The following is an 11,737-nucleotide window of genomic DNA, read 5'->3' as shown; positions in this document are numbered from 1 at the left end:
ACATCCGAAAAGTCATGACAGCCGTTTTATCCGTTGCCGTTTGATCCGGCCTGTTTATTCTCTGTTTTGAACCCCTCCCCCAGCACCTCACTTGTCTCTGTAAACATCACAAATGCTTTATCATCCACTTCCTGCACGATACTTTTGACCAGATATGCTTCCGCCTTTGAGCATGCGCATAAGATCACATCTCTGTACATACCTGTATAACCTCCCGACGCAGGGATCGTGGTAACGCCGCGCCTCACATTCTCTCCTATCTTTTCCCCAATCTGCCTCCCCTTTTCTGTTATGATAATTGCAAGTGTCCCTGCCCCGGCTCCATACAGTATCTTATCGATCACAATTGTGGATACACCTGTAGAGGCCACACCGTATAGCACGGCATCCACATCTCCGAATACCGGCCACCCCAGCAGGATCACCACAAGATCAATGAGAAGCGTGATTACGCCGATCGTCATATGAGGTTTTTTCTTCTTGATCGTAAGGGCCAGAAAATCAATGCCGCCAGAGGATGAGCCGCGTATATAGAAAAGCGCCATCCCTGCTCCCATAAAGACACCGGAACAGATTGCAGCCATCAGGCGGCCGCCTGTATACATTGGAATAAAGGGAAATATTACATCAAGAAAAAGTGAAGAAATGACCATCGTTTTCGCACTTTTGAGCAGAAGTGCCTTTCCAACGTCTTTATAGCTGATGATAACCAGCGGAATATTAAACAGAAGCGTCACTGTACCGACCGGAAGTCCCAGTAAATGATTGAGTATCAGCGCCAGCCCTGATACTCCTCCCGGAGCGAATCCGGCATAGCCCGCAAAGGTATAAATGCCGGCAGCATAAAGAATACTGCCGGCAATATCATAGAGAAGATCCCAAAGCAGGATCTTATAATCAATTTTTGTTTTTAGATTTATGCTTGTTTTCTTGTCACTCATTTCCTATACACACCTGCAGTTCTGGTTCAGTCCCGGTATATACCGGGATGCAGGATATAGTATATTCAGCCACAGAAATAATTATTCTTCTTCCGGCACAAAAAGCATAAGTGCCGACTTTTCCATCGTTTCCTGATATTCCGAGCCCACGAGCTTAATATAGAACTCATAAAATCCGTTACTGTACATGTTGTATATGTCACCCTGTTGATCCCGGATCTCCTGCACTTTTCGGCTACGTTCCATAATTCTGTCGCAAAGCCGGCGCTGACTGTCTGTCAGGGCATCACCGGGGATTTCGAACAGTTCAGAGGCAATCAGTATTTCGACATTTGTTCCAAGAAAAAATTCACTGCTATCGTCTATCCCCTTCTCTTCATTCTCTTTCATCTCTTCTGCAGTAAGTATCTTAACTTCATCATAGGCATCCGCCAATGCTTCCAGCACATCCCAGCACATCGTCCCGATTGTTCAGCTCCCCGTATACGTTATAGGTCTGCCGGAACATCTCCAACGCCTGCATACTGTCATTATAAGCACTGAAGACAGTCATTTCCGGATCTCTGAGGATGGCATCCACAAGTTCCGCTGTTGTCATAGATTCTGTATCAGCATCTTCTGCAGATGTATCACCTGATGGATTTTTTGGTACTTCTTTATCGGAAGAATTTGCTCCGCTACCGCAGGCTGTACAAAAAACAGTAATCCCTGCGATCATAGGCAATAGATACTGTAAAGCATTTTTCTTCACAGAGCATTCCTCCTTCCTTTGCCAAACCCAACATAGCTTTTTCTTCATTGTTTTTATAAAATTCCGGGCAAACGGGATTTGCGAAAGAAGGCAGACCATATATAATCCAGGCAACATTTACAAATACTCCGATTTGTTTATTCAGATAATTTCAGATACTCTCCTGATTAATTCTGGAGAATTCTGCATAATATATGACTTGTCATTCACTGATATCCTCCCTGTATCTGAAACGATCAGAGTATTAACAAGTTCATCGTCTTCATAGACGAAAAATATAATCATCCTTTCACCCAAATTTGACAAAGATCCGTCAGAAAATAACGTGTCATATGTTCTCCGGTATGTATATTGCTGAAACAAAGTAAAAATACTTTCCAGCTGCTCTTCTGACAGTTCATTATAGCCTTCGGAATCGATATATGGTTCGCCGTTTTTTACCCCCATATACTGCTGCGTAATCCGAAGCTTAGAATTCCAATCGACAAGATCCGTCAAATTCATCGGACGAAAATAAACGGCCATAATTAGAATGACCACCCCCAGCAGTGATAATCCCCTGCATAAGAAAAGATATAAGGGTGAAGGCTCTGCTTTTGAGGCATTCTTATACTTCCATGAATCGATACGCCACAGAATTCGGGGATTTATAATATTAATAATCAGGGCGACCGCGATAGCTATATATAAAATCATATCGTACCTCCTGCTCCTACACGGCAATTTCTCCGCCGCACTTTAAAACTTCTGAAACTTTAACTGTTTCTATGCATTGGCACTGTCTGAAGATTTATGATTTTTACTCCTTTTTTTCATTATATACTGCTCCAATAATACTGTAAATCAAAACAGCTCTTACCTGCAGAAAGAACATGAAAATCTTCTCAATTCCGCTTCATTTAGCTTGCGGGCTTCGCTCTATTACAAAATAAAAGAAGACCCGCGGGGAAATGCAAGCACTTCCTGCGGGTCTTCTCTTATTTTATCGCACGGCTCATTGCCAACGCGAAAATTACTCGATGATAGATGCTACTGTACCAGATCCTACTGTACGGCCACCTTCACGGATAGCGAATCTCAGACCTTCCTCCATAGCTACCGGGTGGATCAGTTCAACTGTCATTGTAACGTGATCTCCAGGCATGCACATCTCTGTGCCTTCCGGAAGCTCGCAAACACCTGTTACGTCTGTTGTTCTGAAGTAGAACTGCGGACGATAGTTGTTGAAGAACGGTGTATGACGGCCACCCTCATCTTTTGTCAGGACGTAAACCTGGCATGTGAATTTTGTATGGCATGTAACTGTACCTGGTTTGATAAGAACCTGTCCTCTTTCGATCTCTGTTCTCTGAACACCACGAAGAAGAGCACCGATGTTATCACCTGCACGAGCCTCGTCGAGCAGCTTACGGAACATCTCGATACCAGTTACAACTGTCTTCTTAACATCATCGTGGATACCGATGATTTCAACTTCGTCAGAAATGTGAAGAGTACCACGCTCTACTCTACCTGTAGCAACAGTACCACGTCCTGTGATAGAGAATACGTCCTCTACCGGCATCAGGAACGGTTTGTCTGTGTCACGCTCAGGAGTCGGGATCCACTCATCAACAGCGTCCATGAGCTCCATGATCTTGTCTCCCCACTCTCCGTCCGGATCCTCAAGAGCTTTCAGAGCAGAACCCTGAATAACCGGTGTGTCATCTCCCGGGAACTCATACTCGTTGAGAACCTCACGGATCTCCATCTCTACAAGCTCAAGCAGCTCCTCATCGTCTACCATGTCACATTTGTTCATGAATACAACGATGTACGGAACGTTAACCTGACGGGAAAGAAGGATGTGCTCTTTTGTCTGAGCCATAACACCGTCAGTTGCAGCAACTACAAGGATAGCACCGTCCATCTGAGCAGCACCAGTGATCATGTTCTTAACGTAGTCAGCATGTCCCGGGCAGTCAACGTGTGCATAGTGACGTTTCTCTGTCTCATACTCAACGTGTGCTGTAGAAATTGTGATACCACGCTCTCTCTCCTCCGGAGCCTTGTCAATGTTCTCGAAATCAACTGCTGCGTTACCAGCAACTCTGTGAGACAGAGTCTTTGTGATAGCCGCTGTCAGTGTTGTTTTACCATGGTCAACGTGGCCGATAGTACCGATATTACAATGCGGTTTTGTTCTTTCAAATTTAGCTTTTGCCATTTTGAATATCCTCCTTAAATCTGCGCCCGGTTTTGCGGGCATTTTATGGTTTCGATTTTACTCGGCTAAGTTTGATTATATTTCATACTTAGCCGTTTTTCAAGCCTTTTTATGCGATTTACGCATTTTTATTGGATAATACTTTTTCCTGTACAGACTTCGGCACCTGCTCATATCTCTCGAAGAACATTGAGTAGTTACCACGTCCCTGTGTTCTGGAACGAAGGTCTGTAGAGTATCCGAACATCTCGGAAAGCGGAACAAATGCACGTACGATCTTTCCGCCGCCAAGGTCGTCCATACCCTCGATACGTCCACGGCGAGAGTTCAGGTCTCCGATGATATCACCCATATATTCTTCAGGCATTGTTACCTCAACCTTCATGATAGGCTCAAGCAGTACCGGAGCACCCTGTTTCATAGCATCTTTAAATGCCAGAGAACCTGCGATGTGGAACGCCATCTCGGAAGAGTCGACCTCATGATAGGATCCGTCGTAGCAGTTTGCATGAACACCCACTACCGGGAATCCGCCAAGGATACCGGACTTCATTGCGTCCTGGATACCCTCGTCTACAGCCGGGATATACTCTTTCGGGATAGATCCGCCGACAACAGTGGACTCGAAGGAGTATGTCTCCTCACCATTTGCATCCATTGGCTCAAACTTAACTTTACAGTGTCCGTACTGTCCACGTCCACCGGACTGTTTTGCATACTTGCTGTCGATGTCCGTAGCTTTGGTAATCGTCTCTTTGTAAGCAACCTGCGGTGCACCTACATTAGCCTCTACCTTAAACTCACGCAGAAGTCTGTCAACGATGATCTCCAGATGGAGTTCTCCCATTCCGGCGATAATCGTCTGTCCTGTCTCCTGATCTGTATGAGCGCGGAATGTCGGGTCTTCCTCTGCAAGTTTTGCAAGAGATTCACCGAGTTTGCCCTGAGATGCCTTTGTCTTCGGCTCGATAGCAAGCTCGATAACCGGATCCGGGAATTCCATGGACTCAAGGATTACAGGATGCCGCTCGTCACAGATTGTATCACCTGTTGTAGAGATCTTGAAACCGATCGCAGCAGCGATATCTCCTGAGTACACCTTATCCAGCTCCTCACGCTTATTTGCGTGCATCTGAAGGATACGTCCGACACGCTCTTTCTTATTCTTAGTTGCATTCAGTACATAAGAACCGGAGTTCATAGTACCTGAGTAAACCCTGAAGTAAGCAAGCTTACCTACAAACGGGTCTGTCATGATCTTGAATACGAGAGCTGAGAACGGCTCTTCATCTGAAGAATGTCTCTCAACCTCATTACCGTCCTCATCAACACCCTTGATAGCCGGGATGTCTGTCGGAGCAGGCATAAATTCAAGAACTGCATCCAGAAGCTTCTGGACACCTTTATTTCTGTAAGCAGAACCGCAGCAAACCGGTACTGCCGTACACTCGCAGGTAGCTTTTCTCAGCGCAGCTTTCATAGCATCAACTGACGGCTCTTCTCCCTCGAGGTACTCCATCATCAGGTCATCATCCAGCTCGCAGATTTTCTCCACCAACTCTGTGTGATACAGCTCTGCTTCATCCTGCATTTCTTCCGGAATGTCGCATACTGTGATGTCATCACCCTTATCATCGTTGTAGATGTAAGCCTGCATTTCGAACAGGTCGATGATTCCCTTGAATTCGTCTTCTTTTCCGATTGGAAGCTGAAGACAGATAGCATTTTTGCCAAGTCTTGTCTTGATCTGATCTACTGCATTGTAGAAATCAGCTCCAAGAATGTCCATCTTGTTGATGAATGCCATTCTCGGTACATTGTATGTGTCTGCCTGACGCCATACGTTCTCTGACTGAGGCTCAACACCGCCCTTTGCACAGAAAACGCCTACAGCGCCGTCCAGTACACGGAGTGAACGCTCAACCTCTACGGTAAAGTCAACGTGTCCCGGAGTATCGATGATATTGATACGATGCTCCAGAGCACCCGGTTTCGGTTTCGTTTTCTCTTCCAGAGTCCAGTGACATGTCGTAGCGGCTGAAGTGATCGTGATACCTCTCTCCTGCTCCTGTTCCATCCAGTCCATGGTAGCAGTACCTTCATGAGTATCACCGATCTTGTAGTTAACACCGGTATAGTAGAGAATACGCTCTGTAAGCGTTGTCTTACCCGCATCGATATGCGCCATGATACCGATATTTCTGGTTCTCTCTAATGGATATTCTCTTCCAGCCAAGGTTTTTTCCTCCTAGATAATTAGAAACGATAGTGTGCAAACGCTTTGTTTGCCTCTGCCATCTTGTGCATATCTTCTTTTCTCTTCACAGCTCCGCCTGTGTTGTTCGCTGCGTCAAGAATCTCGTTTGCCAGCCTTTCTTCCATTGTCTTCTCGCCTCTCTGACGGGAATACATTGTCAGCCAGCGAAGAGCGAGCGCCTGTCTTCTGTCAGCTCTGACCTCGATCGGCACCTGGTATGTTGCACCACCGATACGTCTTGCCTTAACCTCCAGAACCGGCATCATGTTGTTCATAGCTTCCTCGAACACTTCGATTGCCGGCTTCTCAGCCTTTGCCTCAACTCTCTCAAACGCTCCGTATACAATCTTCTGTGCTACGCCTTTCTTACCATCCAGCATGATGTTGTTGATAAGTTTGGTAACAACTTTATTGTTGTATATCGGATCGGCTAATACATCTCTTTTCTGAGTATGTCCTTTACGTGGCACGGTCCTTCCCTCCTTAATCATATTTTCCGGTCAAACCGGGATTAATTCATCGGTACTCACATGTGTCTTTCTATGGAATCGCATTTCATGTGCTCGCGGCCGCGGGACTTTTATCAATTAAAGATTGATCCGCAACCTTACGATAATCATAGTTCTGTTTGTGATACGATTTAACTATCAGTTACTTATTTCTTTGCGTCTTTCGGTCTCTTAGCGCCGTATTTTGAACGCGCCTGACGTCTCTTCGCAACACCTGCTGTATCAAGTGTACCACGGATGATGTGGTATCTTGTACCAGGCAGGTCTTTAACTCTTCCTCCACGGATCATAACAACGCTATGCTCCTGAAGGTTGTGTCCCTCGCCCGGGATGTAGCTTGTTACTTCGATTCCGTTAGAAAGACGAACTCTGGCGATCTTTCTCAGAGCTGAGTTAGGCTTCTTCGGTGTAGCAGTCTTAACGGCTGTGCAGACACCTCTCTTCTGCGGTGAAGATGTGTTTGTCGCACGTTTTCTCAGAGAGTTGTATCCTTTCTGAAGTGCCGGTGCTGTAGACTTTTTCTCAGAAGTCTGACGTCCTTTTCTAACTAACTGGTTAAATGTTGGCATTCCTTTTCACCTCCTATGAATTATTCGTTTCCTCGCAGGTCATTCCGCGAGGGGCTGCGGATAATCTTGTCGTTATCCTTTTTGGCGCACCAAAAGAACGATGCCTTTTCGTGCACGCTAGACTAGTTTATTACGTTTATATTGGAAAGTCAAGGGATTTTACAAGAATTTATAAGAAAACAGTTCAGCCATCTGATGTCAGGAGACGGATTTATGCTTGCATAAAGATCCGGCAACTGACACTCAGATGTACTGAGCGCCCGTATATGAGCAAAGAAGCGGCATTGCCGCGGTAAGCACGTCAGTGCGCCTTTGCGAATGGCGCGCGCTGAACTGTTTTCTTAATCGTTTCAGCCATCTGATGTCAGGAGGCGGATTTATGCTTGCATAAGAATCCGGCGACTGACACTCAGATGTACTGAGCGCCCGTATATGAGCAAAGAAGCGGCATTGCCGCGGTAAGCACGTCCGTGCGCCTTTGCGAATGACGCGGGCAGAAATACTTTTATTCTTCAAACAGCGGTGTGGAGAAATACCGTTCCGCAGTATCCGGAAGGACTGTAACCACAGTCTTTCCTGCTCCTAACTTTCTCGCCAGCTTGATCGCCGCTGCCACATTCGTCCCGGAAGAGATCCCGCACATGATCCCCTCCTTTGAAGCCAGTTCACGCGATGTCTGAATGGCTTCCTCATCTGTCACGATACAGATATCGTCGTAGATCTGTGTGTTCAGTATCTCCGGGATCAGTCCGTCCCCGATGCCCATCTGCAGATGTGTTCCGATGGAACCGCCGGAGAGGATCGCCGCGTGTTCCGGCTCTACCGCCCAGATCTCCATATCCGGATTCTTCTCTTTGAGCACTTCACCGATCCCGGTAATCGTTCCGCCCGTCCCGATGCCTGAGCAGAACCCGTCGATCTTGCAGTCTGCCTGCTCCAGGATTTCGATCGCTGTCCTCGATCTGTGGACCGCCGGATTCGCCGGGTTCTCAAACTGCTGGGGCACGAAGACTCTCGGATCTTCCTCCGCCATCTTAAGCGCCGTGTTCAAACACTCTTCGATACATTCGCCGATATTGCCCGCATCGTGGATCAGCACCACTTCCGCCCCGTAATGCTTCATCAGCTTCCTGCGCTCCTCACTGACGGAATCGGGCATGATGATCCGTGTCTTGTACCCGCGCACCGCCCCTACGAGTGCAAGCCCGATCCCCTGGTTCCCGCTGGTAGGTTCAACAATGATAGTATCTTCCTTGATGAGCCCTTTTTCTTCAGCGTCGCGTATCATATTATAGGCGGTCCTTGTCTTGATGGAGCCGCCCACATTAAGTCCCTCGAACTTTACAAGGATCTGGGCGCTCCCTTTCTCTGCCATCCGCTCCAGACGGATCAGCGGTGTATTTCCCATTGCTTCTAAAATATTATTGTAGATCACTGTTGTTTCCACGCCTTTCTGAATAACTGTTAACTGATCACATGACTTTTGCCCGAGGCATCATCACACTATTATACTACGTTATGCAAAAGACCTCTGTGCAATTCAACTCGGTTGCACAGAGGTACTCAGGTGTTGTTTAATAGGCTCTTCCCCAGTAAACCATGTGTTTCGCCGGTTTGCCACAGCATACGCATACATCGGACAGATGCTCTTCTTTCATTGGAATACACCTCGATGTTACGCCGCCTGCCTGCGCCTTGATCTCATCCTCGCACGCTTCCTCGCCGCACCACATCGCTTTAACGAATCCTTTCTTATTCTGGACAGCGTCCTTCATTTCTTCGATCGTTGTCGCTGTGCTGATATGGTCATCCAGAAATGCTTTTGCTTTTGTGTAGAGATCTTTCTGGATCGTCTCAAGAATCTCTCCCAGCTTTGTCGCAATCTCATCGATGGAAACAACAATCTTCTCTCTCGTATCGCGGCGGACAACTACGACCTGACCGTTCTCAATATCCTTCGGGCCAATCTCGATACGAGTCGGGATACCAAGCATCTCCTGCTCACTGAACTTCCATCCCGGGCTCTTCTCAGAATCATCGATCTTCGCACGGTAGCCTGCTGCCTTCAGTGCTTCCAGAAGTTCATTTGCTTTGTCGAGCACGCCTTCTTTATGCTGTGCGATCGGAATTACTCTCGTCTGCACCGGAGCGATCCTCGGCGGAAGCACCAGGCCGCTGTCATCGCCGTGTACCATGATGATCGCGCCGATGATTCTGGTGGATAATCCCCAGGAAGTCTCATATACACTGTGCAGTTCGTTGTTCTTATCTGCATATTTGATATTGAACGCATCCGGGAAGGAATTTCCGAAGAAATGGCTCGTCGCGGACTGCAGCGCCTGTCCGTCGTGCATCAGCGCCTCGATCGTATAGGTATCCTGTGCTCCGGCGAACTTCTCGCTCTCTGTCTTGCGCCCTGCCACGACCGGGATCGCAAGGTCTTCTTCCACAAAGTTCTTATACACTTCCCACATCATCTTTGTGCGCTCTTCCGCTTCCTCGTATGTTGCGTGGATCGTGTGCCCCTCCTGCCACAAGAACTCTCTGGAGCGGAGGAACGGTCTCGTCGTCTTCTCCCAGCGGAGGACAGAACACCACTGATTCCATACTTTCGGCAGGTCGCGGTAGGACTGCACTGTCTTGCTCCACACATCGCAGAACAGCGTCTCGGATGTAGGACGGATGCAGAAACGCTCCTGAAGCTGTTCCATGCCGCCGTGCGTCACCCATGCCACCTCCGGGGCAAAGCCCTCGATATGGTCTTTCTCCTTCTGGAGAAGGCTCTCCGGGATCAGCACCGGAAGGTATACATTCTCCACACCTGTATCTTTAAAACGTTTGTCGAGATCCGCCTGAATATTCTCCCACAGCGCATAGCCGTTCGGCAGATAATTCAGGCATCCTTTTACTCCCGAATAATCACACAACTTCGCCTCGCGCACGACATCCGTGTACCACTGTGCGAAATCTTCGTCTCTCGAAGTGATCGACTGTACCAGTTTCTTTTCCTTTGCCATCTTTCTTCTCCTTTACACATTTTTCTAAATGCGCTCTTTCATACATAAAAGAACGCCGGGACATCTTAAGTCCCTCAAAACAAGGGACCGGATATCCCGGCGGTACCACCCTAATTAACTGCACTTATGCGCGGTTCACTCTTACGTCCTTAACGCGGAACGTACGCTGCATTTTCATGCAGAAGCTCCCGGGCCGGTTCTATACAGTCCTGCAAAAGGCTCGCACCATCCGCCTTCTCTCTGTGGCATTCCCTCATATATACTAATCCCGTTCATCGCTGTTCGTAACTGTGATTTTAACCGAAATCACCGGGCATGTCAACCCGCGGATTTATCCTTGTATCTCCAAGAGCTTCGCTTTAAGCTCCTGCTCCATGCTGCGCAGGCCTTCCTCCGCCTCCGCCCTCTTCTGGCGTCCTTCCCTCTGGATGTTCATCACTTCGTCAAGTGTAGAGATCAGAGATTCGTTCGTCGCCTTGAGTGTCTCCATATCGACAATGCCGCGTTCAGACTCTTTTGCTGTCTCGATCGTTGCCATCTTGAGCTTCTCCGCATTCTTCCTGAGCAGCTCATTGGTCATGTCCGTAACCTCCCGCTGGGCGGCTGCCGCCTGTGCGGAATGTTCTACTCCGAGAGCAAGTACCATCTGACTCTTCCACAAAGGGATCGTATTCACGATAGTTGACTGGATTTTCTCCACCATCTGAGTATCGTTATTCTGTACAAGACGGATCTGGGGAGCAGTCTGGATTGAGATCATCCTTGTGAGCTCCAGATCATGGATCTTCTTCTCAAAACGATTGCACATAGAATCCAGATCTTTCGCCGCCTGTGCATCCTCCGGAAGTCCGGACAGCATTGCTTTATCAAGGAGCTCTTTTAACTGGGTATTCCTCACTTCCGCCAGTTTCTTCTTGCCGGCAAGGATATACATGGACAATTCTTTAAAGTAAGTCAGGTTCAGTTCGTACATCTTGTCCAGCAGAGCCGAATCTTTCATGAGCTGTACCTGATGTTTCTCCAGAACTTTCACGATCTCATTTACATTTGCCTCGGCCTTGGCATATTTCGCTTTCATGGTTTCGATCTTATTGGAAGCTTTCTTGAAGATCCCGAAGAATCCTTTTTCCTCTTCCTCGTCAAATCCTCTCAGTTCCTTTACAACACCGCTCAGAAGGTCACCTACTTCTCCCAGATCTTTGGACCGTACATTGTTGAGGGCATCCTCCGAGAAGTCTGCCATCTTCTTCTGCGTCCCCGCACCATACTGGAGCACCAGAGTTGAATTCGTCAGATCGATCTGCTGCGCAAATGCATCTACCGTCCTGCGCTCTTCGTCTGTAAGTATGCTCTCGTCCAGTGCCGGTTCTTCCTTAGGCTGTTCCACCGGCGGCTGCTTCTGTCCCTGCGTCTGAAACGGATCCAGCGTCAGAGTAGGTGCTGTGCTCATATCCTGAAAATCATTGCTCATCTTCATTACCTCCATT

11 protein-coding genes and 1 other annotated feature are annotated in these 11,737 nt (G+C 47.7%); all 11 genes read right to left on the bottom strand.

Annotation, left to right across the window (positions count from 1 at the left end):
* Positions 1 to 26: 26 nt before the first annotated feature.
* Positions 27 to 941, bottom strand: a complete 915-nt coding sequence (locus tag FNY66_RS04145) for a YitT family protein (RefSeq protein WP_087150359.1) — start codon at positions 939 to 941, stop codon at positions 27 to 29.
* Between the two features lie 81 nt (positions 942 to 1,022).
* On the bottom strand, positions 1,023 to 1,388 hold the full coding sequence (locus FNY66_RS04140; RefSeq protein WP_143449252.1) for a hypothetical protein: 366 nt from the start codon (positions 1,386 to 1,388) through the stop codon (positions 1,023 to 1,025).
* Positions 1,360 to 1,692 carry a hypothetical protein gene (locus FNY66_RS04135; RefSeq protein ID WP_150310372.1) on the bottom strand — a complete coding sequence of 111 codons (333 nt, stop codon included), beginning with the start codon at positions 1,690 to 1,692 and terminating at the stop codon, positions 1,360 to 1,362. Before FNY66_RS04135 ends, FNY66_RS04140 begins: the two co-directional genes overlap by 29 nt.
* Positions 1,693 to 1,833: 141 nt before the next feature.
* Entirely contained in the window at positions 1,834 to 2,388 is a 555-nt protein-coding gene (locus FNY66_RS04130; RefSeq protein WP_150310371.1) for a hypothetical protein, read from the bottom strand.
* Between the two features lie 316 nt (positions 2,389 to 2,704).
* Entirely contained in the window at positions 2,705 to 3,898 is a 1,194-nt protein-coding gene (tuf, locus tag FNY66_RS04125; RefSeq protein ID WP_087150355.1) for an elongation factor Tu, read from the bottom strand.
* 118 nt (positions 3,899 to 4,016) lie between these two features.
* Positions 4,017 to 6,134: an elongation factor G gene (gene fusA / locus FNY66_RS04120; RefSeq protein ID WP_087150354.1), complete on the bottom strand. Its 2,118-nt coding sequence runs from the start codon at positions 6,132 to 6,134 to the stop codon at positions 4,017 to 4,019.
* Between the two features lie 20 nt (positions 6,135 to 6,154).
* Positions 6,155 to 6,625, bottom strand: coding sequence for a 30S ribosomal protein S7 (gene rpsG, locus FNY66_RS04115; protein ID WP_009243127.1), 471 nt, complete (start codon positions 6,623 to 6,625; stop codon positions 6,155 to 6,157).
* Positions 6,626 to 6,810: 185 nt separating this feature from the next.
* Positions 6,811 to 7,233, bottom strand: a complete 423-nt coding sequence (gene rpsL, locus FNY66_RS04110; protein WP_087150353.1) for a 30S ribosomal protein S12 — start codon at positions 7,231 to 7,233, stop codon at positions 6,811 to 6,813.
* A 505-nt stretch (positions 7,234 to 7,738) separates the two neighbouring features.
* The gene (gene cysK / locus FNY66_RS04105) at positions 7,739 to 8,668 is read right to left on the bottom strand and encodes a cysteine synthase A (protein WP_150310370.1); all 930 of its coding nucleotides are present in this window, start codon (positions 8,666 to 8,668) and stop codon (positions 7,739 to 7,741) included.
* 139 nt (positions 8,669 to 8,807) lie between these two features.
* Complete coding sequence (proS, locus tag FNY66_RS04100; protein WP_087150351.1) at positions 8,808 to 10,250, bottom strand: proline--tRNA ligase; 1,443 nt, start codon at positions 10,248 to 10,250, stop codon at positions 8,808 to 8,810.
* 79 nt (positions 10,251 to 10,329) lie between these two features.
* Positions 10,330 to 10,535, bottom strand: a binding site (T-box leader).
* Positions 10,536 to 10,581: 46 nt separating this feature from the next.
* Complete coding sequence (locus FNY66_RS04095; protein WP_150310369.1) at positions 10,582 to 11,721, bottom strand: toxic anion resistance protein; 1,140 nt, start codon at positions 11,719 to 11,721, stop codon at positions 10,582 to 10,584.
* Positions 11,722 to 11,737: the final 16 nt, after the last annotated feature.

Source organism: Mediterraneibacter catenae, from assembly GCF_008691045.1.
GTDB lineage: Bacteria > Bacillota > Clostridia > Lachnospirales > Lachnospiraceae > Mediterraneibacter > Mediterraneibacter ornithocaccae.
This window is presented reverse-complemented; position numbering and strand designations above follow the sequence as displayed.